General features: G+C 68.1%; 22 protein-coding genes. 13 read left to right on the top strand and 9 right to left on the bottom strand.

What is annotated here, in order from left to right; all coding sequences use genetic code 11:
* Positions 1-43: 43 nt before the first annotated feature.
* On the top strand, positions 44-718 hold the full coding sequence (locus E5P2_RS23440) for a histidine phosphatase family protein (protein ID WP_162569534.1): 675 nt from the start codon (positions 44-46) through the stop codon (positions 716-718).
* Here E5P2_RS23440 and cutA read toward each other — a convergent pair.
* Genes cutA through E5P2_RS23455 form a run of 3 tightly spaced genes read right to left on the bottom strand, consistent with a single transcriptional unit; the run spans position 709 to position 1,696 of the window.
* Positions 709-1,047, bottom strand: a complete 339-nt coding sequence (cutA, locus tag E5P2_RS23445) for a divalent-cation tolerance protein CutA (RefSeq protein WP_162569535.1) — start codon at positions 1,045-1,047, stop codon at positions 709-711. The two genes, E5P2_RS23440 and cutA, sit on opposite strands and share 10 nt — an antisense overlap.
* 26 nt (positions 1,048-1,073) lie before the next feature.
* Complete coding sequence (locus tag E5P2_RS23450; RefSeq protein ID WP_162569536.1) at positions 1,074-1,406, bottom strand: hypothetical protein; 333 nt, start codon at positions 1,404-1,406, stop codon at positions 1,074-1,076.
* Between the two features lie 44 nt (positions 1,407-1,450).
* Positions 1,451-1,696, bottom strand: a complete 246-nt coding sequence (locus E5P2_RS23455) for a GlsB/YeaQ/YmgE family stress response membrane protein (protein ID WP_162569537.1) — start codon at positions 1,694-1,696, stop codon at positions 1,451-1,453.
* Positions 1,697-1,872: 176 nt separating this feature from the next.
* On the opposite strand from E5P2_RS23455, the gene E5P2_RS23460 reads away from it, so the two are divergent.
* Entirely contained in the window at positions 1,873-2,502 is a 630-nt protein-coding gene (locus E5P2_RS23460) for a YbhB/YbcL family Raf kinase inhibitor-like protein (protein ID WP_162569538.1), read from the top strand.
* 27 nt (positions 2,503-2,529) lie between these two features.
* On the opposite strand, the gene E5P2_RS23465 is transcribed toward E5P2_RS23460, so the two are convergent.
* The 4 genes from E5P2_RS23465 to E5P2_RS23480 are packed head-to-tail and all read right to left on the bottom strand — an operon-like array spanning position 2,530 to position 6,853.
* Positions 2,530-3,348, bottom strand: a complete 819-nt coding sequence (locus tag E5P2_RS23465) for a creatininase family protein (protein WP_162569539.1) — start codon at positions 3,346-3,348, stop codon at positions 2,530-2,532.
* A 12-nt stretch (positions 3,349-3,360) separates the two neighbouring features.
* Positions 3,361-4,074, bottom strand: coding sequence for a sulfite exporter TauE/SafE family protein (locus E5P2_RS23470; protein ID WP_162569540.1), 714 nt, complete (start codon positions 4,072-4,074; stop codon positions 3,361-3,363).
* A complete protein-coding gene (locus E5P2_RS23475) occupies positions 4,071-5,510 on the bottom strand; it encodes an amidohydrolase family protein (protein WP_197908547.1) in 1,440 nt (479 codons plus the stop codon). The genes E5P2_RS23470 and E5P2_RS23475 overlap by 4 nt, the downstream gene beginning before the upstream one ends.
* Positions 5,507-6,853, bottom strand: a complete 1,347-nt coding sequence (locus E5P2_RS23480; RefSeq protein ID WP_162569541.1) for a uracil-xanthine permease family protein — start codon at positions 6,851-6,853, stop codon at positions 5,507-5,509. Before E5P2_RS23480 ends, E5P2_RS23475 begins: the two co-directional genes overlap by 4 nt.
* Here E5P2_RS23480 and E5P2_RS23485 point away from each other — a divergent pair.
* The 7 genes from E5P2_RS23485 (at position 6,852) to priA (ending at position 15,511) form a co-directional block, all read left to right on the top strand.
* Entirely contained in the window at positions 6,852-7,001 is a 150-nt protein-coding gene (locus E5P2_RS23485) for a hypothetical protein (protein WP_162569542.1), read from the top strand. The genes E5P2_RS23480 and E5P2_RS23485 overlap by 2 nt on opposite strands.
* On the top strand, positions 6,998-8,035 hold the full coding sequence (locus E5P2_RS23490; protein WP_162569543.1) for a LacI family DNA-binding transcriptional regulator: 1,038 nt from the start codon (positions 6,998-7,000) through the stop codon (positions 8,033-8,035). The genes E5P2_RS23485 and E5P2_RS23490 overlap by 4 nt, the downstream gene beginning before the upstream one ends.
* 96 nt (positions 8,036-8,131) lie before the next feature.
* Complete coding sequence (locus E5P2_RS23495; RefSeq protein ID WP_162569544.1) at positions 8,132-8,875, top strand: alanyl-tRNA editing protein; 744 nt, start codon at positions 8,132-8,134, stop codon at positions 8,873-8,875.
* 46 nt (positions 8,876-8,921) lie between these two features.
* Entirely contained in the window at positions 8,922-11,114 is a 2,193-nt protein-coding gene (locus tag E5P2_RS23500) for a protein-disulfide reductase DsbD family protein (RefSeq protein ID WP_443083526.1), read from the top strand.
* 93 nt (positions 11,115-11,207) lie between these two features.
* On the top strand, positions 11,208-11,900 hold the full coding sequence (locus E5P2_RS23505; RefSeq protein ID WP_162569545.1) for a thioredoxin family protein: 693 nt from the start codon (positions 11,208-11,210) through the stop codon (positions 11,898-11,900).
* A 31-nt stretch (positions 11,901-11,931) separates the two neighbouring features.
* The gene (hemE, locus tag E5P2_RS23510; protein ID WP_162569546.1) at positions 11,932-13,035 is read left to right on the top strand and encodes a uroporphyrinogen decarboxylase; all 1,104 of its coding nucleotides are present in this window, start codon (positions 11,932-11,934) and stop codon (positions 13,033-13,035) included.
* Between the two features lie 370 nt (positions 13,036-13,405).
* Positions 13,406-15,511: a replication restart helicase PriA gene (gene priA, locus E5P2_RS23515; protein ID WP_162569547.1), complete on the top strand. Its 2,106-nt coding sequence runs from the start codon at positions 13,406-13,408 to the stop codon at positions 15,509-15,511.
* A gap of 21 nt (positions 15,512-15,532) precedes the next feature.
* Here the strand turns inward: priA and E5P2_RS23520 are convergent, their stop codons facing one another.
* The gene (locus tag E5P2_RS23520) at positions 15,533-15,742 is read right to left on the bottom strand and encodes a hypothetical protein (protein ID WP_162569548.1); all 210 of its coding nucleotides are present in this window, start codon (positions 15,740-15,742) and stop codon (positions 15,533-15,535) included.
* A gap of 211 nt (positions 15,743-15,953) precedes the next feature.
* On the opposite strand from E5P2_RS23520, the gene E5P2_RS23525 reads away from it, so the two are divergent.
* Positions 15,954-16,625 (top strand): hypothetical protein, encoded by a 672-nt coding sequence (locus E5P2_RS23525; RefSeq protein ID WP_232080810.1) that lies wholly within the window; start codon positions 15,954-15,956, stop codon positions 16,623-16,625.
* Here E5P2_RS23525 and E5P2_RS23530 read toward each other — a convergent pair.
* Complete coding sequence (locus E5P2_RS23530) at positions 16,615-17,628, bottom strand: AEC family transporter (RefSeq protein WP_162569549.1); 1,014 nt, start codon at positions 17,626-17,628, stop codon at positions 16,615-16,617. The two genes, E5P2_RS23525 and E5P2_RS23530, sit on opposite strands and share 11 nt — an antisense overlap.
* A gap of 79 nt (positions 17,629-17,707) precedes the next feature.
* Here E5P2_RS23530 and E5P2_RS23535 point away from each other — a divergent pair, with 79 nt between their 5' ends.
* Genes E5P2_RS23535 through E5P2_RS23545 form a run of 3 tightly spaced genes read left to right on the top strand, consistent with a single transcriptional unit; the run spans position 17,708 to position 21,428 of the window.
* Positions 17,708-19,807, top strand: coding sequence for an ATP-dependent helicase (locus tag E5P2_RS23535; protein WP_162569550.1), 2,100 nt, complete (start codon positions 17,708-17,710; stop codon positions 19,805-19,807).
* Positions 19,804-20,271 carry a hypothetical protein gene (locus tag E5P2_RS23540; protein ID WP_232080811.1) on the top strand — a complete coding sequence of 156 codons (468 nt, stop codon included), beginning with the start codon at positions 19,804-19,806 and terminating at the stop codon, positions 20,269-20,271. The genes E5P2_RS23535 and E5P2_RS23540 overlap by 4 nt, the downstream gene beginning before the upstream one ends.
* Complete coding sequence (locus tag E5P2_RS23545) at positions 20,268-21,428, top strand: phospholipase A (protein ID WP_162569551.1); 1,161 nt, start codon at positions 20,268-20,270, stop codon at positions 21,426-21,428. Before E5P2_RS23540 ends, E5P2_RS23545 begins: the two co-directional genes overlap by 4 nt.

The following is a 21,428-nucleotide window of genomic DNA, read 5'->3' on the forward strand; positions in this document are numbered from 1 at the left end:
ACCGTGACCGAGTTCACGGACGATGCTGGGCAGAATCCTGCGCATGGGAATCCTCTACCTCGTGCGGCATGGGCAGGCCAGCTTCGGCGCCAGTGATTACGACAACCTGAGCGAGCTCGGCCATCGCCAGTCCCGCCGGCTGGGCGAATACTGGCGAGAGCGCGGCATGACTTTCGACGCCGTCATCACCGGCACCCTGAAGCGCCACCGGCAAACCTGGGAAGGGATCGCCGAAGGCCTGGGCCTGGCGGATGGCGAGGTACTGGGCTGGCCGGGCCTGAACGAATACGACGCCGAAGCGGTCATCGCGACCATTCATCCGGAGCAGCTGCCAAAACCCGACTCACCAGAGAAGTACCGCCATCACTTCCGCCTGCTGCGCGAAGGTCTGGGCGCATGGATGCACGGGAAGACCGCACCGGCCGGCATGCCTAGCTACCTCGACTTCCTGGCCGGCGTGACGACCGCGCTGGATCACGTACGCGGCAAGCACCATGGCGCCCGGGTGCTCGTGGTCTCGAGCGGCGGCCCGATCAGCACCGCAGTCGGCCATGTGCTCGGCACCAGCCCCGAAACCACGATCGAACTCAACCTGCGCATCCGCAACACCGCCATCACCGAATTCGCATTCACGCCCAAGCGCCACATGCTGGTGACCTACAACACGCTGCCGCACCTCGACGGGCCGGCCTACGAGGACTGGATCACCTACGCTTGAGGGGGCGGCGCCGGGCGGCTGCCCGCGTCGAGCCAATGCAGGTAGTCGGCCGAGCCGCGCGCGATAGGCACCTGCACGATCTCCGGGGTCTGATAGCTGTGGCGCTCGCGGATGAAGGCTTCGAGCGCGGCATAGCGCTCCCCGATGGTCTTGATCGAGAGCAGCCACTCGGGCTCGCGGTGCAGAACGCCTTGCCAGCGGTAGAAGCTGCGAACCCGCTGCACCTGGACGCAGGCCGCGAGCTGCGCCTCGACGATGGCCGCGGCCAGTGCCTCGGCCTCGTCCTCGGTGCCGGTAGTGGTCATCACGATGCAGGCCTGCGTTTCCATGGGTCGTCTCCGTTCCAGCGGCGAGCCTAGGCCTGCCAGACCCCGTAGCCGGCTTCTCGCAGCGCGATGCCGAGCTCGACTTCCATCTCGCGGGCCACTTCGTAGGGCATCGGGTTGTAGACCGCGTACAGCGCCGGCAGCAGGCGCAATCCGTGGTCGCGAACGAAGCTGTTGGCCTGGATGCCGGCCTTGTGCTTGTCGAAGCGCAGGTCGGGGTCCAGCCCGGTCATGCCGACGTACACGAAGGGCTTGCCGAGCCGCCAATCGGGATTGGCGCGCCGGAAGCGGGCGTTGTTCCAGACCTGGTCGTCGAGTTCGACCACATACACGTGGTGATGTGCCTTGGGCTTTCGGGCCATCGGTGCAGCAGCGTCATGGGCAGCGCGGTCGTGCCCGCGCGTGGTCAGCGGCGCTTGATCATGCCGTAGATGAAGAGCAGCACGATCGCACCGACCACCGAAGCGATGAAACCGGCGCCCTGCCCCGCCATGTACCAGCCCATCGCCTGCCCCACATAGGTGGCGATGAGCGAACCGGCGATACCGATCAGCGTGGTCATGATGAAGCCGGCCGAATCGTCGCCGGGTTTGATCGCGCGAGCCACCAGGCCCGCCACGAAGCCGATCAGGATGGTCCAAATGATGCTCATACGGTTCCTTGAGGGATTGAATCGAAGACGCGCCGCAGGGGACTCGCCGTTTTCATGATAGCGGAGCCACTGCCGCCCGACGCACTGACGAGCGCATCGGCGGATCGGGCATTCGCGCGATGCCTGTCCAATCACGTCCTACATGGCATCCATCCCGCACGCGCTATACAGGGGCCATGCTCGAAAAACTGCCCGGCGCGATCGGTCACGCACTGCATGACGTGCGTGCCGGGCTCGACGCGATCGTCTTCAACACTCTCGGTCTGCGCCAGGGCACGGGCTCGATCTCCGTGACCAGCCTGGCCTTCGCCGACCACGCGCCCCTACCGCCACGCTACACCGCCGATGGCGAAGGCCTGTCGCCGCCGGTGCAATGGACCGGCGTGCCCTCGAATGCGGCCTCGCTGGTGCTGGTGGTCGAAGATGCCGACTCGCCGACGCCGCATCCGCTGGTGCACGCGATCGCGGTAGACCTGCCGGCCGGCGACGGCGCCTTGGCCGAGGCGGCGCTTGCCAGCACCGATACGCCGGGCACGGGCGTTCACACCGGACGCAATTCGTACCTTCAGGCTGCGTGGCTGCCGCCCGATCCGCCGCCGGGACATGGCGTGCATCGCTACGCCTTCCAGCTCTTCGCGCTCGACGCGGCACCGACGTTCTCGCAGGCGCCGGGCCGCGACGAGGTGTTCGATGCCCTGCGCGCGCACGCGCTTGCGAGCGGCTTGCTGATCGGCACCTGCGAGCGGCCCGACGGCTCGATCAAGATCGACGAAGCGGCACCCGTCGGCCCGGTGATTGCCGGCTGAGCACGGACAACTCGCGGCGCCGGATGCTCAGCCTTGCCTTGCGTTGTTCGCGGTGGCGAGCGGCAGCTGCGACACTTCCTGAAGCAACGCTGCGAACTGGCGGCCAGCGGCATCGACCACTGCGCGGCCCTTTTCGGGCGCCGCCGCGGCGGCGTTGCCCGCAGCGCCTTCGATGTTGTAGTCCTCCATGGCCCAGCCGAGCTTGGCGCTCCTGCCATTGCCGAGGATCGCGTAGTCGGCCGCGCGCTGGCGCGAGGTCGAACCGAAATCGCGCGCCTCGCCCATGACCACTTGCTCGGGCGCGAGCGCCAGCATCATCGAGGTCTCGATCTCGCCCGCATGGATGCCGAAGCGATGCTCGTCGGCGCTGAACTGCGCGCCGGCGTCACCCAGGGGCAGGTTGAACCAGCTGACGCTGTAGACGATGAGCCCGTGCGCCGCGCGCAGCTCGCGCGCGACGATGTCCATGGCACCGACGTGACCGCCATGCGCATTGAAGAACACCAGCTTGCGCACGCCGGTGCGCGCCACGCCGGCGCCGATCTCGCGCCAGAGCCGGATCAGCGTTTCGGCCGACAGCGTCAGGGTGCCCGGGAAACTCGCGTGTTCGGGGCTGAGGCCGATCTGCTGGGTCGGCAGGAAGAGCACCGGCACATCGGCGGGCAGCAGCGGCAACGCGGCCGCGACGATGCCGTCCACCAGCGTCGAATCCACGCCGAGCGGCAGATGCGGCCCGTGCTGCTCGGTCGCACCCAGCGGCAGCACCGCCACGGTCGTGGCCGGATCGAGCGCGCCGAAATCGCGCGTCGTGAGGCGGGACCAGAAACGGCTGGCAGGTGCGGTCATCCGGCGATCTTCTCAGAAAGCGCGCACCAGCAACACGAGGCCCGACACGATCGCGAAGACCTGGACGAAGACCCGCAGAAATCCCCCGTTGACGCGGCGATGGACCATGCGGCTGAGCACGGCGCCCACCACCAGCGCCGGCAGCAGGCTCGTCGCGGCGGAAAGCTGCGACGCGCTGATGCGCCCCGCCACCATCAGCGTGACCAGCGACACCAGCTCGCCCACGAGAAAGCACAGCGCGACGGTCGAGCGCATGGTGGGCGCGGCCTGATGCTGATACACCAGCGCCAGCGGCGGACCGCCGATGCCGGTCGCCGTCTCGGTGACGCCGGTGACCAGCCCGGCCGCAATGAAGGCCGGCCGGCCCGGCGAGAAGGCCGGCATCACCAGCGTGACGAGCGCGGCAGCGATCGTCGAGGCGCCGACGAACAGCGACAGGTGGCTGGCACTCAGCGCCGCCAGCACCCAGAGCCCGCCCGCGGTGCCCAGGATGCGCCCGCCGGTGATCCAGCCCGCGCCGACGCGATCGACCGCCGTGCGCTCGCGCCACACCACGTACAGATTGAGCGGCAGCATCAGCACCAGCACGCAGACCGGCAGCAAGGCCGGCTGCAGGATGCCGACCACCGGCGCGGCGATCAGCGCGAAGCCGACGCCGGTCGAGCCCTGGACGAAGGCCGCGAAGAAAACGACGAGGGAGATGAGGAGAAGATGATCGAGGCTCACTGTGGCGTCCGGCTGTTGGCGGCGGAAAGAAGGCGGTGTTCGGCCGCGGGCGGATGCAGGCGCTGGATGGGCGCGCGGGCGATCGCCTCGTGCGCGATCCGCGATACCTGCCGCTGAAGGGCCCGGGCGTCCCAATCTGGCGGCCATCCCTGCCACAGGCGCAGGCGCCCGGCGACGAAGACGGCGGTGATCTGGTCCCGGTTGCCCAGGCGCACCAGGTCCCAGGTCAGATCGACCGAGGTGCACATCTCGGGCGTGTCGATGTCGACGATCAGGAAGTCGGCCTCCTTGCCGACCGCAATCTCGCCGATCCGGTGGCCGAGGCCGATGGCTTTCGCGCCCGCGTGGGTTGCATGGTCGAACCACGTCCAGCCGCCGCCGCAGGAGGCATCGCCGATGCCGAGGCCGAAGGCAAGCTTCTGCGCTGCCTCGGCCGCATCCATCAGACGGAAGCCGTCGCTGCGGGTCGCATCGGTGCCCAGCCCGAAGCGGATGCCGAGCGCGGCCATCATCTGCGCCGGTGCCACCGCATTGCCCTTCCACTGGCTGGCGACCGGGTTGTAGCTCACGGCCGTGTCGGTCTGCCGCAGCAGGTTCAGCTCCGGCGGCGTGACCAGGGTGCCGTGCGCGATCAGCACCTGCGGGCCGAGCGCGCCCAGATGCGCCAGCAGTTCGAGCGGTCGCATGCCGCGCTGCACGACCGAGCGCTCGACCGAGGCCAGGTGCTCGTTGACGTGGGTCTGGAAGATCGTGCGCGCGTCGGCACAGAGCTTCGACACAGCGACCAGCATCTCGTCCGAGGCCGCCTCGGGCACCGAGATCGCGAGCGAGGGGTGCACCAGCGGATCGTCCGACCATTGCTGCAGGAAGCGCTCCGCCTGCGCCTTCAGCGCCGCGCGCTCGGCGGCGCTGCTGTCGTTGCCGCCGTCGTTGCAGATCAGGCCCAGCACGCAGCGCAGTCCGGCCTCGCGCGTGGCGGCGGCGATGGCGCCGATGTCGCCCTTGGCGCGCGTGCCCGCATCGCAGACGGTGGTGAAGCCGCCGCGCAGCGACTCCAGCGCCGCAAGCTTGGAAACCAGAAAGACGAACTCGTCATCCAGGCTCGACTCGAGCGGAACCCAGACGCGGCGGAAGATCTCGGACGGCTCGCCATAGGCCAGCGACTTGCCGAAGGACTGCGTGAGATGGTGGTGCGCATCGATCATCCCCGGCATCAGCAGCTTGCCGGGCAGGCGCACGGGCACGAGCCGCGGATAGCGCGCTGCGAGCACCTCGGCAGGACCGAGGTCGTGGAACTTGTGGCCCGAGACCAGCACGGCATGGCCGGTCACCGGACCGTCGCGCAGCATCAGGTGGTCAGGGACGAGCAGCAGCTCGTCGGCCGCGAGTTGCGCGACATCGAGTTCAGGGAACATGGCGTTCGGAAGGGTGGTCATTGCGAAGCAGGCGCCGTCTCGTTCACGGCCGCCTCGGCGCGCTCAGCGGAGAAATGATGAAAGACGATGTTCAGCACGATGGCCGTGAGCGAGCCCATCGCGAGGCCGTTGCCGAGCACCAGCTGCAGCGTATCCGGGAACTTGCTGTAGAGCCCCGGCACCAGGATCGGCAGCAGGCCCATCGTCAAGGCCCCCGCGAGCACGAACATGTTGCCGCGCTCGTGCAGGTCGACCTTGCGCAGCATGTCGATGCCCATGGTGCCGATGATCGCGAAGACCACCATCGCCGTGCCACCGACCACCGCCGACGGAATGGCGTTGAACAGCCGCCCGAGCGGTGCCGACAGTGCGACCAGGATGAGGATCGCGCCGGCCGTCGCCGTCACATAGCGCGAGCGCACGTTGGTGGCCCGCACGATGCCGATGTTCTCGCCGCTGGTGATGATCATCGAGGTGCCGAAGAAGCCGCCGATGAGCGACATCAGCGCATCGCCGCGGATAGTGCGCGGCACCACGTCGCGCGGGTCGATCGGCCGGCCCACGACTTCGGCCACGGCGACGGTCTGGCCGGTGGCCTCGACCATCGAGATGACGCTGAAGATCAGGAGCGGCACGGCGGCGACCACGTCGAAATGCGGCACGCCGAAGGGCAGCAGCGTCGGCGCGCTCCAGACCGGTCCGGCTGCAACGCCGCTGAAGTCCATCATGCCGAACAGCGCGGCGACGATCGAGCCCGCGAGCAGGCCGAGCAGCACGGCGAGCTGGCCCAGCATGCCCTTGAAGAGACGCGCGAACACTACGGTGAAGCCGATGGTTGCGAGCGCGAGCCCGATGTTTGCCGGGTCCGCGAAGCCGGGCGTGCCGGCCCGGCCCGCGATGATGCCGCCGTACACCTTCACCAGGTTGATCGAGACCAGCAGCAGCAGCGTGCCGATGACGATCTTCGGAAAGTATTTCAGGCAGCGCGAGAACACCGGCAGCACCACGAAGTAGAACAAGGCCGTGAGGATGACCGCGCCCGAGGCGGTTTGCAGATCCCGCTGCTGCGCGATGGTCAGGAACATCACGATCGGCGCGCCGCCCGGCACCATCACGAAAGGCAGCCGGGCACCGAACTTCCACGGACCGAAGGACTGCAGCAGCGTGCCCACGCCGCACAGCAGAAAGGTCGCGCTGATCAGGTTCACCGTCAGCGCCTGCGACAGGCCCAGCGCCTTGGCCACCAGGAAGACGGAGGTGATGGGCACGGCCGCCATCACCAGCACATGCTGCAAGCCGAACACGAGCAGTTGCCCCAGGGGCAGCACGGCGTCGACGGCAGGCGTATCGGATACACGGGACATGATCGATTCCTTTGACCGGACTGGCACCCAAATCGATTTGGGCAGGTTGGCAAAAAAACCGCCGGAAGGCGGGTGGAGTACATTTCAGGACATTTCCCAAAACGATTTGGGGATTGAATCACCGCTTTGGAAAAAGTCAACAGCATGAATCCCGATACGACGCGGCGGGTGAACATCAAGGACGTGGCCCGGGAAGCGGGGGTGTCGCCGACCACGGTGTCGCACGCACTGAACGCGCGCGGCCAGGTCGATGCGCGCACCCGGGCGCGGGTCGAGAAGGCAGCGCTCAAGCTGGGCTACCAGCCGAACCGCCATGCCCAGCGGCTGCGCACCGGCGAAGCGCACATGATCGTTCTGCTGTCGTCGATGCCCTTCGCGGTGGCCGGCGGCCCGTCGCGCCTGGGCTTCCTGATGGAGATCGCGGCGGTCGCGGCCAGCGCGGCGCTCGATCGCAGTCTGGCCCTGGTGCTGGCACCGCCGATGGAAAGCGGACAGGTTCCGCTGGAACTTCTGGACGTGGACGGCGCGCTGGTCATCGAGCCCTCGGCCGGCGATCCCAACATGGAGTACCTCAAGCGCCGGGGCTTGCCGGTGGTGGCGATCGGAAAGCCCGGCGGCGCCCGCAGCGCGGTACCCTACGTCGACATCCATTCCGCGCAGACCACGCGGCTGCTGCTCGATCATCTCTACGCGCAGGGGGCCTGCAAGGTCGCGATGATCCTGGGCTCCGCGCAGCGCAATTCCTATCTGGAGGCGCAGGCGGCCTACCGGGAGGTCGTCACCGCGCGAAGGCAGCCGTTCCTGCTGTCGCTGGCCGACGAAGTCCGCGGCGAGGATGGCGGCCGTGAAGCGGCGCATGCGCTGCTGGCGGCGCATCCCGACATCGACGCCTTGTGCGTGCCGGTCGACGCCTTCGCGGCCGGCGCGGTGAAGGCGATCGCCGAAGCGGGCCGACGCATTCCACAGGACGTGATGGTCGCGACGCGCTACGACGGTGTTCGCGCGCGCACCTGCGATCCGCCACTCACGGCCGTGGATCTGCACCTGGAGCAGGTCGCCCACGAGGCGATCGATCTGCTGTTCGACCACCTGCGAGGCGACCTGAGCCGCCGAGCGGTGGCCGGGCCGGCGGCTGACCTGGTGGCACGCGCATCGTCCGCGCGCAAAGGCACGGGCGGCTGAGCGGGCTTGGCGCGGCGGACGGCCAAATGGCGGCCCGCTGTGGGCGCTTTCCGGCGTGAGCGCACCCCGGAGCGGCAGCGCCGCTACCATCGGGCGATGACCGACGACCTGTTCCGATCCGACGCCTACCTGCGCGACTGCGAGGCGCGCATCCTGCGCGTCGACGAGGCCGGCATCGTGCTCGACCGCACCGTGTTCTATCCGCAGGGCGGCGGCCAGGCCGGCGACAGCGGCCGCCTGCTGCTGCCCGATGGCCGCGAACTCGCGATCGCCGACACGCGCAAGGCCAAGGACGCCGAAGGCCGGCCGACGGCCGAGATCCTTCACGTGCCCGCACCCGAACAGGCCGATCTGCTCGCCGGCCTGAAGCCGGGCGATGCGGTGACGGTCCGGCTCGACTGGGAACGCCGCCACAAGCTGATGCGCTTCCACACCGCCACGCATCTGCTGTGCCATCTGGTTCCGCAGCCGGTCAACGGCTGCTCGATCACGCCCGAGTACGCACGGCTCGATTTCCACATGACGGATCCGCTCGACAAGGAGCTGCTCACGGTCGGCCTCGCGCGGCTGGTCGCGGCGGCCCATCCGCTCACGGTGGGCGCGATCACCGACGACGAACTCGACGCCAATCCGGCGCTCGTCAAGAGCATGAGCGTGCAGCCGCCGCGCGGCACCGGCACGGTCCGCACGATCCGCATCGGCGATGCCGAGCAGATCGACTTCCAGCCCTGCGGCGGGACCCACGTGGCGAACACGCAGGAGATCGGCGCCGTGGTCGTGACCAAGATCGAGAAGAAGAGCGCCAACAGCCGCCGGGTCGTGCTCGGATGGGCGTCATGAGTTTCGGCCGGAACTTCGCCCACCGCGGCCGCTCCGATTGAGCTGCATGGCCTTTTCGCTTCCTCTTCGTTTCGCGGGCATCCTGCTCGCCGCGCTCGCCACTTGCATGCCGGCGGCCGCGCAACTGTCCTCCCGGGTCGGATCCGTCGTCACGACGCCGCACGTGCGGGCCGAACTGATCGCCGATGCGCCGGACGGCGTCGCGCCGGGCGTGCCGATCTGGGTCGGGCTGCAGATCACGCACCAGCCGCAGTGGCACACCTATTGGAAGAACCCTGGCGATTCCGGATTGCCGACCGAACTCGCCTGGTCGCTGCCGGCCGGCGTTTCCGCCGGCGAGATCGCCTGGCCGGTGCCGAAGAAGATCCCGATCGGCAACCTGGCCAACTACGGTTACGAAGGCACCGTGCTGCTGCCGGTGCCGCTGACCGTGGCGCCGGACTTCAAGCCACCGTTGGCGCTCACGGGCGGCGGCGAACTCGATGTCCGGCTCAAGGCCTCCTGGCTGGTCTGCCGGCAGGAGTGCGTGCCCGAGGAAGGCGAGTTCCTGCTCAAGCTGCCGCTCCAGAGTTCGACCGCGCTGCACAAGAGCGACTTCGATGCCGCGCTGGCCGCGCAGCCCGCGGCGCTGACGAAACCCGGCGAAGTCGCCGTGGTCGGCAAGCGCCTGCAGGTGCGGCTCGACGGCCTGCCGGCGTTCGTGCGTGGCAAGACGCTGGAATTCTTTCCCGAGACAGGCGATGTGATCCACACGGCGGCGGTCCAGGGCAAGGACTGGACGCAGGCCTGGCAAGGGGACAGCTGGACGGCCGACATGCCGCTGGACGACCAGCGCAGCGCAAGCCCGGCCGTGATGCCGATCGTGGTGGCGCTCGCGGAAAGTGATCGGCAAGCGGGCCAGCCGGTCGCCTGGCGCACCGAAGCGCCGGTGAGCGGCGACTGGCCACCCGCCGCTGCGGCAAAGACGGAGGTACCGCCGGCGCTGACGGCGGCACTCGCAGCCAACGCCGCCGCCGCGGCAGCGCCGTTGCAACCTTCCGGCAGTTTTGCAACGGCGCTGCTGGGTGCGCTGCTCGGCGGCCTGCTGCTGAACCTGATGCCCTGCGTGTTTCCCATGCTGGCGATCAAGGTGCTGGGCTTCACCCGCCGCGCGGATGACGGCCACGGCCATCGGCGGGCTGCGCTGGCCTACGCGGCCGGCGTGGTGCTCTCGTTCCTGGCGCTGGGCGGGGCGATGCTGGCGCTGCGCGCTGCCGGCGCACAGCTCGGCTGGGGCTTCCAACTGCAGTCGCCGGCGGTGGTCGCGGCGCTCGCGGTGCTGTTCACGCTGATCGGGCTCAACCTCGTCGGCGTGTTCGAGTTCCGCACCCTGGCGCCGGTCTCGCTCTGCTCGGCGCAGGCCCGGCATCCGGTCGTCGACGATTTTCTGTCGGGCGTGCTGGCAGTGGTGATCGCCTCGCCCTGCACCGCGCCGTTCATGGGCGCGTCGCTCGGTTTCGCGATCAGTCTGCCCGCCGCGCAGGCCTTGTTGATGTTCGCGGTGCTTGGTTTCGGCCTGGCGCTGCCGTACCTGGCCGCCGGCTTCGTGCCTGCGGTGGCGCACCTGCTGCCCAGGCCCGGCGCGTGGATGGAAACCGTGCGCAGGTTGCTCGCATTCCCGATCTTCGCCACGGTGGCCTGGCTGGTCTGGGTGCTCGGCCAGCAGAGCGGCATCGACGGCGTCGGCGCATTGCTCGGCCTGCTGGTGTGCCTGGCGGCCATCGTCTGGGCGCTGACGCTGCGCGGCCGCACGCGCATGGTGGTGGCGAGCCTGTTGATCATCGTCACCACGCTGCTGGGCGCCGCCATCGGCGGCAACGTGCTTCGAAACGCCGCGCCGGCCGTCGCGGCCTCCGAGGGCGGGCGTTGGCAAACCTGGTCGGCCGCACGCGCCGCCGAGCTCGCGGCGTCGGGAAGGCCTGTGTTCGTCGACTTCACGGCGGCCTGGTGCGTGACCTGTCAGTACAACAAGCGCAGCACGCTGTCGGATGCCGCGCTGCTGGCCGATTTCGACGCCAGGAAAGTGGCCATGCTGCGCGCCGACTGGACGCGCCGCGATCCGGCCATCACCGAGGCGCTGACGGCGCTGGGCCGCAGCGGTGTGCCGGTCTACGTGCTCCAGGCGCCGGGCAAGCCGCCCGTCGTGCTGACGGAGATTCTGAGCAAGGACGAGGTCCGCGCAGCGCTCGCGGCACTTTGACCCTGCGCCGCAACGGGTTGTCACAAGCAGATGAGGAAACCGTTCTAAGCTGTCGCGGTTGTTGAATTTTTCTGACCGGAGTTCACGCTGACCATGACCTCGACGTCATCCTCCAACTCGCGCTCCTACCGTGCCGCACGCAACGCGCGTGCAGCGCTGAGCCGTGCCTCGCGCCGCGCCGTGATGGCTGCGGCCGTGGCGCTCGGCGCCACCTTCCTGATGGGGACGAACGCCATCGCCGCCCCGGCCGTCGGCCAGCAGGCGCCCGATTTCGTCGCCGTCGACACCAGCGGCAAACAGCATCGGCTGTCCGACTTCGCGGGCAAGTTCGTGGTGCTCGAATGGACCAACCCCGGCTGCCCCTTCGTGCGCAAGCATTACGGCAGCGGGAACATACCCGCCACCCAAAAGGCCGCGACCGACAAGGGCGTGGTCTGGCTCGCGATCAACTCGACCGAACGCGCGGCGAGCGACTACCTCCAGGCGCCGGCGCTCGAAGCCTGGATGAAGGAGCACGCGGCATCGCCCACCGCCGTCCTCATGGACGAGGACGGCGTGATCGGCCAGGCCTACGGCGCACGCACCACGCCGCATCTCTTCATCATCGACCCGAAAGGCGTGCTGGTGTATGCCGGTGGCATCGACAGCATGCCTTCGACGCGCGTCGACGACATCAAGACCGCCACCAACTACGTGAGCCAGGCACTGGGCGAAGCTTTCGGCGGCAAGGCGATCTCGGTGGCGGCCAGCAGACCCTACGGCTGCTCGATCAAGTACAAGAGCTGAGGCCGACCGGGCTGCCTGCGACAATCGCGGGATGCCCTTCGCGCCTCTGCAAAACGATACTTTCCTACGCGCCTGCTGGCGCCAAGCGACCCCGCACACGCCGGTCTGGCTGATGCGACAGGCCGGACGCTACCTGCCCGAGTACGTGGCGACACGCGCCCGGGCCGGCAGCTTCATGGGGCTGGCAACCAACGTCGACTTCGCCACCGAGGTCACGCTGCAGCCGCTCGAGCGCTATCCGCTGGACGCGGCCATCCTGTTCTCCGACATCCTGACCGTGCCCGACGCCATGGGCCTGGGCCTGTCGTTCGAGGCTGGCGAAGGGCCGCGCTTCGCCCGGCCGGTGCGCGACGAAGCGGCGATCGTCGCGCTCGAAGTGCCCGACATGAACAAGCTGCGCTACGTGTTCGACGCCGTCGCCTCGATCCGCCGTGCACTCGACGGCCGGGTGCCGTTGATCGGCTTTTCGGGCAGCCCCTGGACGCTCGCCTGCTACATGGTCGAGGGCGCAGGGTCGAGCGACTACCGGCAAGTCAAGACGCTGCTCTACAGCCGCCCCGACCTGATGCATCGCCTGCTCGCCGTGAATGCCGATGCCGTCGCCGCGTACCTCAACGCGCAGATCGACGCCGGTGCGCAGGCCGTGATGCTGTTCGACAGCTGGGGCGGCGTGCTGGCGGACGGCGCCTTCCAGGCCTTCAGCCTCGCCTACACGAAGCGCGTGCTGTCGCAGCTCCGGCGCGATGGCGCCGACGGCCAGCCGGTGCCGCGCATCGTGTTCACCAAGGGCGGCGGACTCTGGCTCGAGGCCATGCATGCGCTCGATTGCGAAGTCCTGGGTCTGGATTGGACCGTCAACCTGGGTCGCGCGAGGGCGCTCGTGGGTGAAGGCCCGAACGGCAAGGCGCTGCAGGGCAATATCGACCCCAACGTGCTGTTCGCGCAGCCATCGGTCATCGAGGCCGAGGTCACGAAAGTGCTGCAGAGTTTCGGAAGACCGCACATCGACGGCAGCGCGACGGGGCCCACTCACATCTTCAATCTGGGCCATGGCATCAGCCAGTTCACGCCACCCGACCATGTCGCGGCGCTGGTCCACGCCGTGCACGCGCAATCGCGCGCCATGCGCGCCTGAGTTGATTGTTATGCGATGTAAGCACCTGAGATCGACTCGCGCGCGTTTGTCAAGGACGAAACGGTGAGGACGGACTGACTTATGCACAAAACCCGTGTTGCGGTGCGCAAAAACATCCGAGCCGTCTCGCCACCTGCTCCTAAAGCGATAGCGACGCTAAGTTGTTGATTCATATGGGATTTGAACTTTGCTTTTTTTCCGTGCATTCCAGCCGGAGCCTTGATTTTCAAGGGCTGGCGACGAGTCGGGGCCGGATATCAACAAAGTTATCCACACAAACTCTGGATCGTTTGCAAAGCGCAAACAAATCAACGACTTAAGCCGCTTTGTTCAAAATTGCTTTAACGAACGCTCAAAGCGTGAATTTGTCTTGAACTGGCGGGTTGACGTCGCAGTCCAAGCCCCGGCGCACAGCGCGCTGGGCGATCTGCTCAGCTACACGAGCACCGTGGCCCCCGACCCGGGCTCGCTGGTCCGCGTGCCGCTGGGCTCCCGCGAGGTTCTCGGGGTGGTCTGGGCAGTGCATCCGCAGCAGGAAGCCGGCAATGACGCTGCGCCTGCGATGCCGCTCAAGGCCCTGGGCGCCGTGCTCGACGCCCTGCCCGCGCTGAGCGAAGGATGGCGTGATCTGGTGACTTTCGCGGCCCGCTATTACCAGCGCTCGCTCGGCGAAATCGCGCTCGCCGCCCTGCCACCTGCGCTGCGCGACCTGACGGCAGTGCAGCTTGTGCGACGACTCAAGCGGCAGAGCGCGCGGGGCGAATCCGTCGCCGGCAGCGCCAGGGATCTGCCGGCGCCGAGCGTCGAGCAAACTGCGGCCCTGGCCAGCTTCGAAGCCGAGCGGGGCCCCTTCCTGCTCTTCGGCAGCACCGGCAGCGGAAAGACCGAGGTCTACCTGCGCTGCGTGGCGGCGCTGCTGCAGCGCGATCCCGGTGCCCAGGCGCTCGTGATGGTGCCCGAAATCAACCTCACACCCCAGCTCGAAGCCCGATTCGGCGAGCGCTTCGGCGCTGGCGCCGTGGTGTCGCTGCACAGCGGCATGACGAACCCCCAGAGGCTCGCGAGCTGGCTGGCCGCGCACAGCGGCGGCGCCCGCATCATTCTCGGCACGCGGATGGCGGTCTTCGCATCGATGCCGGCACTGCGGCTGATCGTGGTCGACGAGGAGCACGACCCGAGCTACAAGCAGCAGGAAGGCGCGCGCTATTCGGCGCGCGATCTCGCCGTATGGCGCGGCCAGCGCGAAGGTGCCAAGGTCATGCTCGGCTCGGCGACGCCGTCGCTCGAGAGCTGGCACCAGAGCAGACCGCCCGATGGCCCGGACCCCGGCGGCCGCTATCTGCGCCTCGCGATGCCCTCGCGCATCGGCGAGGCGGCGCTGCCGGCCGTGCGGCTGGTCGACATGACGCTCCAGCCTCCCAGGACGGTCCTGTCGGGTGCGCTGCTGGAGGCGATCTCGCAGCGCATCGCGCGCGGCGAACAGAGCATGGTGTTCCTCAATCGGCGCGGCTACGCGCCGGTCCTGGCCTGCGGCGACTGCGGCTGGAAAAGCGAATGCCCGCATTGCAGCGCGTATCGCGTGTTCCACAAGATCGACCGCACGCTGCGCTGCCACCACTGCGGCTACACCGAACGCGTGCCGCGCGCCTGCCCTTCGTGCGGCAACCCCGACATCGCGCCCGTGGGCCGCGGGACCGAGCAACTCGAAGAGCATCTGGGCGCCCTCTTCGCGGATGTCAAACGGCCCGACGGCAGCGCCGTGCGCATCGCCCGCATCGATGCCGACAGCACCCGCAGGCAAGGCGCGCTCGAATCGCAGCTCGCCGCGGTGCACGGGGGCGAAGTCGACGTGCTGGTGGGCACCCAGATGATCGCCAAGGGCCATGACTTTCGTCGCATCACGCTGGTGGCTGCGGTCAATCCCGATGGCGCCTTGTTCTCCAGCGACTTCCGCGCCCCGGAGCGCCTGTTCGGTCTGTTGATGCAGTCGGCGGGACGATCGGGCCGCGATGCCGCTTACCTTGCAGCGCAAGGCGCGACCGCGGAAATGTGGATCCAGACCCAGCATCCGCAGCATCCGCTCTTTGCGGCGCTGCGACGCCACGACTACCCTGCATTCGCACGCGATGAACTTGCAGAGCGCGCCGCCGCGGGCATGCCGCCGTTCGCCTTTCAGGCCCTGCTGCGAGCCGACGCGCGAACGCAGGAGACGGCGCAGGCTTACCTGAATGCCGCCAGCGCGGCAGCGGCAAGCCTGGATGATGCGCAGCAGGTGACGCGCTACCCCGCCGTGCCGCTCTCGATCCAGCGCGTGGCCAATGTCGAGCGTGCACAGATGCTCGTCGAAAGCCGCTCGCGTGCGGCCCTGCAAAGGTTCCTGGCAGCGTGGCAGCCCATGCTGCACGAACTGCGCCGCGGGCCCGAGGGCAAGGGCGTGATCCGCTGGCTGATCGATGTGGATCCGCACATGATCTGAGCCGCGAGCCGGCCGTGCGACTCAGAGAAGGCTGACCGGCTGCTTGCCCATTTCGATGTAGCGAAGGGCCGAACGTCGGCGCCGACTCCACGTCGAGGTCCATGCCAGCGCCGCGAAGCCCAGGGCGAACGCCGCGAGCGTCGCTGCGCTTCCCAGCACGCCCGCATGCCAGAGCCAGCTGACGCCGGCGAGCCAGATCACCAACAGCACCCCGCGCATCCAAGTTGTCATGCCAGTCTCCCGATCGAAAAACCACCTTGGCCAACTTTACCAGCACTACTGAAAACAGAAGCATTAGCCAAAGGCAATACTTAATACTATGTCCTGATATTCGAAGGCGGCGTAGGAGATATTCTGAAACCAGGGTTGATGATGGGCTGATACGCTGGCACAGCGACAAGGCAGCAACATTCGCTCCGAGTTCGAGCAAAAAGGAAATGCCGTGAAGACGCCGTTCGTGGTTCTGCTGGGTCTTTTGCTTGCGGGTGCCGGCGCGGCCGCGTCGGCGGCCGAAGTCACGCTGGAGGGCAACCACCTGGTGGTCACCGGCATGCTCGACGGAAGCGCCATGAAGGCCTTCACGGACCATCTGGCCAGCGGAAAGGTACGCACCGTCGTCTTCGAGAATTCCCTGGGCGGCACGGCCGAGGTCGCCGGCGACTATGCGCGCGCGATCCAGGCCACGGGCGTCAATACCGAAGCCCGGGGCCAGTGCTACGCCGCCTGCGCCTACGCGTTCCTGGCGGGCAAGGAGCATCGCTTCGGGCGTGGATTCCAGATCAACGGCCTGCTGATTCCGGTCGGTACAAGGCCTCAGCCAGGCGAATTGACCAATCGCTGGCGCGGCGACGGTGCGCAGAAGACACTGGCCGAATTCATCACCGCGCCGGCGGACGGCCCCCAACCCACCGCCGCCGCGGTCGCCGCCGTCCCGGCCAGCGCGCCGAAGGAGCGCTGGCAACCGGACCATGGCGTGCTCTTCACCTCCACGCCCACGCTCTTCGGCCGCGTCTACAACAGTTTCTATTGCGACGGCACGCAGGGCCGCGACATGTCCCGCTGCGAAGTGCTGTCCGACGCCGATCCCTACAAGCTCGGCGTGCTCAGCCCCTGAACAGCTTCACGGCCAGGGGAAAGCTGAAAAAGGCCGCGACGGTGGTCCAGAGGATGATGCGGGCGATGCGTCCGTTGTCGGCGCCGAAACGCTCGGCCAGCATCGAGACGTTGCTGGCGCTCGGCAGCGCGGCGACGAGCACGATCGCTGCCAGTGCCGAAGCGCCCAGATTCACGCCGAGCGCGATCGCGCAGCGCGCGGCGCCATAGACCAGCAGCGGGTGCACGACCAGCTTGACCGCAACCACCGGCAGCACGTCGCGCAACGGCGCTTCGCGTGCAGCTTCCGCGCCGCTTCCCATCGCGCTGGCGACGACCCCGCTGGCGCGATGCTCGCGCGCCAGCAACGCCGAGCGCGCCAGCACCGCACCGATGGTGAAGAGCGCGACCGGCGATGCCGCATCGGCCAGCATGGCGATCGTGCGGTCCAGCGGCCCCGGCAGCGCAAGCCGCGATGCCGACACCAGCCCGCCGAGCACGATGGCCCAAGGCATCGGGTTCTGCAGGATGCCGCGCAGCGCCTGCCGGATCGCCCTGGAAGCGCCATGCCCGTCCGCGCTGTCCAGGCGCGACAGCGCGATGCACAGCGACGAGGTGACGATCATGTCGAAGGCGATCGTGATGATGAGCGGCGACGCCGCCTGCGAGCCCAGGATCGCGATCAGCAAGGGCACGCCCATGAAGCCCGTGTTCGGAAACGCCGCCACCAGCGCGCCGAAGGACGCGTCATTCCATCCGATGCGCTCGTTGCGGCCGAACGCGACCGTCGCCCCGACCAGCGCCAACGCACACACGCCCCATACCAGCGCCACGCCGCCATCGAGCAACTGGCCGATCGGCGAACCGGCGCCGAAGCGAAACAGCATGCAAGGCAACGCGAAATACAGCACGAAGGTATTGAGACCCGGGATCGCCGCCAGCGGCAGCACAGCGCCGCGGGCTGCGGCATAGCCCGCCGCGATGAGCGCGAAGAAAGGCAGGGTGACGAGGAAGATCTGCAGCACGCGGCGATTGTCGGCGGGCGAGGCGCCGCCCCGTATCATTGACCGCTTTGCGCTCGCGTTCCGCTCGCCCGCTCCCTTCATGTCCTCCGGTCTCAATCTCGCGCAGCAAGAAGCCGTCAACTATCTCCATGGCCCCTGCCTCGTGCTCGCGGGCGCGGGCTCGGGCAAGACGCGCGTCATCACGCACAAGATCGCACGCCTGATCCAGGCCGGCCTCGAGCCCCAACGCATCGCCGCCATCACCTTCACCAACAAGGCCGCGGCCGAAATGCGCGAGCGCGCCAAGGGGCTGATCGGACGCGACGCGAAGAAGGTGGTGGTCTGCACCTTCCACGCGCTCGGCGTACGCATGATGCGCGAGGACGGCGCCGTGCTCGGCCTGAAGCCGGCCTTCAGCATCCTCGACAGCGACGACGTGACCAAGATCCTGAAGGACGCCGGCGGCACCACCGACGCGGCCACCGCGCGCATCTGGCAATGGACCATCAGCAAATGGAAGAACATGGGCCTGAACGCCGCCCAGGCCGAAGCGCAGGCAGCCGACGACAACGAGCGCATCACGGCACGCATCATGGCGCGCTACGAAGAACGGCTCGCCGCCTACCAGAGCGTGGACTTCGACGACCTGATCGGCATGCCCCTCAAGCTGCTGCAGCAGCACGACGAGGTGCGCGCCAAGTGGCAAGCCGCACTCGGCCACGTGCTGGTCGACGAATACCAGGACACCAACGCCACGCAGTACGAGGTGCTCAAGGCGCTGGTCGGCGAGCGCGGGCGCTTCACCGCCGTCGGCGACGACGACCAGTCGATCTACGGCTGGCGCGGCGCCACGCTGGACAACCTGAAGCGGCTGCCGATCGACTACCCGCAACTCAAGGTCATCAAGCTCGAGCAGAACTACCGCAGCACCAGCGCGATCCTGCGTGCGGCCAACAACGTGATCGGACCCAACCCGAAGCTCTTTCCGAAGACGCTCTTCAGCGAACTCGGTGAAGGCGAACCGGTGCGCATCGTCGATGCCGACAACGAAGCGCACGAAGCGGAGCGCACGGTCGCGCGCATCCAGAGCCTGCGCGCCGGCGATGCCACGACGCAGGGCGAACAGCACAAGGAGTTCCGCGACTTCGCGGTGCTCTACCGCGCCAACCATCAGGCGCGCGTCTTCGAGCAGGCGCTGCGCAAGGCGCAGATCCCCTACAAGGTCTCCGGCGGCCAGAGCTTCTTCGATCGCGCCGAGATCAAGGACCTGTGCGGCTGGTTCCGCCTGTGGGTCAACAACGACGACGACCCGGCCTTCCTGCGCGCCGTGACCACGCCCAAGCGCGGCATCGGCCACACCACGCTGGCCAGCCTCGGCACCTTCGCCAGCCAGTACAAGCTGAGCCTCTTCGAGGCGCTGTTCAGCCCTTCGCTGCCGAGCGTGATGCCCAAGCGCGCACAGGAAGGCCTGCACGAATTCGGCCGCTACATCAACGACCTCGAATACCGCGCGCGCCGCACCATGGGCGCCGAGGATGCGCGCGCCTTCCTGGCCGAATGGCTCAAGGAGATCGACTACGAGAAGCATCTCTACGACGGCGAGGACAGCGAGCAGGTCGCCGCGGGCCGCTGGACCAACGTGATGGACTTCTGCGACTGGATGTCGCAGCGCTGCGGCGGCCAGATCGACGATGCCTCCGGCGCGAGCGTGGCGAGCGAGCGCAAGAGCCTGCTCGAAGTGGCGCAGACCATCTCGCTGCTCTCCACCATCAGCGAACGCGAGCAGGACCAGAACGTCGTCACGCTCTCCACGCTGCACGCAGCCAAGGGCCTCGAATGGCCGCACGTGATGCTGGTCGGCGTGACCGAGGGCCTCCTGCCCTTCAAGCTCGACGACGACGGCGGCCGGCAGGAGATGATCAGCGACAGCACGCTCGAGCGGCTGCAGGAAGAGCGCCGCCTGATGTACGTCGGCATCACGCGCGCGCAGCGCAGCCTGGCCGTGAGCTGGACCAAGCGGCGCAAGAAAGGCCGCGAGATGGTGGCCGCACAGCCCAGCCGCTTCATCGCCGAGATGGCCCTCGACAAGAGCACCGCGAAGGAGGATCCGCGCGAGAAGCTCAAGGCGCTGCGCGCGGAATTCGCGCGCAAGGTTCAGGACAATGCAAGCGCCGCTGCGGCCGCGGCCGCAGCGCCATGAGGCAAGGAAGCCTGCCCTCGGTCCTGCTGATCGCGGCGTGCGCGATCTCTCTCGGCGCATTCGCGCAGGATGCGCCGCGACCGGCAGCCCCGCCTACTTGTCCGTCGAGCGCGCAGGACCTGCCCGTCGACGCGCTCTACGGCACCTGGGAGGCGCGCTTCGATGGCGTGCCCGGCATCGCGGTGGTGCAGCTCGCAAGGCATCCCGACTATGCCGGCGTGAAAGGCACCATCACGCGCGGCGGCGACGACGCGCCGCGCACGACGGCCGAACTCGCGGGCGACATCGACGACGACGGCGTGCTTGCCATCGACGAATCGCAGGACGGCCGCACGATCAGCGGCACATGGTCGGGCGAACTGCGGGCCGGCTCCTGCGGCAGGGAATTCCGGGGAGCCTGGCGCAACGCCGCCGACGACAGCACGCGTTCCTTCGTGCTGAACAAGACTGGCAGCTCGCAATGAAAGCATCCTTTCTCACCACCATGGCACTCGCCGCCTGCCTGGGCGGCATCGCGAGTGCGCAGGCGCAGCCCGTGGACAAGCCGCCGAGCCCCCTCGCCGAGGCGCAGCTGACCTGGCAGCAATGCCAGCGGCTGGCCGACAACAAGGACGCGCGCCTGGCCTGCTTCGACCGCTGGGCCCAGCAGCAGACGCTGCCGTCGGCAGCGGTGCCTGCGGCGCCGCCCGTGCTCGCCAGCACTCAGCCCGCGCCGCCGGTCGATGCGTCCGTGCCGGCGACGCGCGTGGTGGCCGTGGCGACCGAGGATGGCTGCCGCGATCGCCAGTACTCCGCGCTTTCGCGCTTCTGGGAGCTCGAGAACGGCAGCGACTGCGGCACTTTCACCTTCCGCGGCTACCGGCCGCTCAACGTCTCGTTCTCCGCAGCGAACGGCCGGCCGCAGGTGCCGACCTCGCCGTCCCCGGACCATACCGGCACGCCCATCGCCTACCAGGCCGACGAGATGCGCATCGGACTGTCGATGCGCACCAAGCTCGCGCAAGGGCTGTTGACCTCGAACGATCCGACCAAGAAGGACTCGCTCTGGTTCGGCTACACGCAGCAGTCCACCTGGCAGGTATTCAACGGCGCGATCTCGCGGCCGTTCCGCACCACCGATCACGAGCCCGAGCTGATCTATGTCTATCCCACCGACGTCGCGCTCTGGGGCGGCTGGCGCTGGCGCTATAGCGGACTCGGCCTGGTGCATCAATCGAACGGCCAGAGCCTCCCTTACTCGCGCAGCTGGAACCGCGTCTACCTGATGGGCGGCGCGGAGCTGGGCGACAGCTTCACCCTCACCGGCCGCATCTGGCAGCGCATCCATGAAAATCCCGCGAACGACGACAACCCCGACATCGCCGACTACATCGGCCGCGCCGAACTCACCGGCCGCTGGAACTTCAACAAGGACAACACCCTCGGCGTCACCGTGCGCAACAACCTGCGCGACAGCGGGCGCGGCTCGATCCGGCTCGAATGGCTCAAGGCCATCGGCGACCCGGTGAAAAGCAATCTGCGCTTCCATACGCAGCTGTTCTACGGCTACGGCGACACGCTGGTCGACTACAACCGCAAGCGCACCGTGCTCAGCATCGGGCTGAGCCTGGTCGATTTCTAG

Origin of the sequence: Variovorax sp. SRS16, assembly GCF_901827165.1 — a bacterium.
Classification (GTDB): domain Bacteria; phylum Pseudomonadota; class Gammaproteobacteria; order Burkholderiales; family Burkholderiaceae_C; genus Variovorax.

Bases quoted from the DNA above. Each gene is read 5' to 3' on its own strand.
- E5P2_RS23455 (WP_162569537.1), bottom strand. From the start codon at position 1,696: ATGAGCATCATTTGGACCATCCTGATCGGCTTCGTGGCGGGCCTGGTG.
- hemE (WP_162569546.1), top strand. From the start codon at position 11,932: ATGCCCTTCGCGCCTCTGCAAAACGATACTTTCCTACGCGCCTGCTGG.
- E5P2_RS23460 (WP_162569538.1), top strand. From the start codon at position 1,873: ATGCTCGAAAAACTGCCCGGCGCGATCGGTCACGCACTGCATGACGTG.
- E5P2_RS23440 (WP_162569534.1), top strand. From the start codon at position 44: ATGGGAATCCTCTACCTCGTGCGGCATGGGCAGGCCAGCTTCGGCGCC.
- E5P2_RS23540 (WP_232080811.1), top strand. From the start codon at position 19,804: ATGAGGCAAGGAAGCCTGCCCTCGGTCCTGCTGATCGCGGCGTGCGCG.
- E5P2_RS23475 (WP_197908547.1), bottom strand. From the start codon at position 5,510: ATGACCACCCTTCCGAACGCCATGTTCCCTGAACTCGATGTCGCGCAA.
- E5P2_RS23535 (WP_162569550.1), top strand. From the start codon at position 17,708: ATGTCCTCCGGTCTCAATCTCGCGCAGCAAGAAGCCGTCAACTATCTC.
- E5P2_RS23495 (WP_162569544.1), top strand. From the start codon at position 8,132: ATGACCGACGACCTGTTCCGATCCGACGCCTACCTGCGCGACTGCGAG.
- E5P2_RS23490 (WP_162569543.1), top strand. From the start codon at position 6,998: ATGAATCCCGATACGACGCGGCGGGTGAACATCAAGGACGTGGCCCGG.
- E5P2_RS23520 (WP_162569548.1), bottom strand. From the start codon at position 15,742: ATGACAACTTGGATGCGCGGGGTGCTGTTGGTGATCTGGCTCGCCGGC.
- E5P2_RS23500 (WP_443083526.1), top strand. From the start codon at position 8,922: ATGGCCTTTTCGCTTCCTCTTCGTTTCGCGGGCATCCTGCTCGCCGCG.
- E5P2_RS23485 (WP_162569542.1), top strand. From the start codon at position 6,852: ATGATCGATTCCTTTGACCGGACTGGCACCCAAATCGATTTGGGCAGG.
- cutA (WP_162569535.1), bottom strand. From the start codon at position 1,047: ATGGAAACGCAGGCCTGCATCGTGATGACCACTACCGGCACCGAGGAC.
- E5P2_RS23505 (WP_162569545.1), top strand. From the start codon at position 11,208: ATGACCTCGACGTCATCCTCCAACTCGCGCTCCTACCGTGCCGCACGC.
- E5P2_RS23545 (WP_162569551.1), top strand. From the start codon at position 20,268: ATGAAAGCATCCTTTCTCACCACCATGGCACTCGCCGCCTGCCTGGGC.
- E5P2_RS23465 (WP_162569539.1), bottom strand. From the start codon at position 3,348: ATGACCGCACCTGCCAGCCGTTTCTGGTCCCGCCTCACGACGCGCGAT.
- E5P2_RS23480 (WP_162569541.1), bottom strand. From the start codon at position 6,853: ATGTCCCGTGTATCCGATACGCCTGCCGTCGACGCCGTGCTGCCCCTG.
- E5P2_RS23450 (WP_162569536.1), bottom strand. From the start codon at position 1,406: ATGGCCCGAAAGCCCAAGGCACATCACCACGTGTATGTGGTCGAACTC.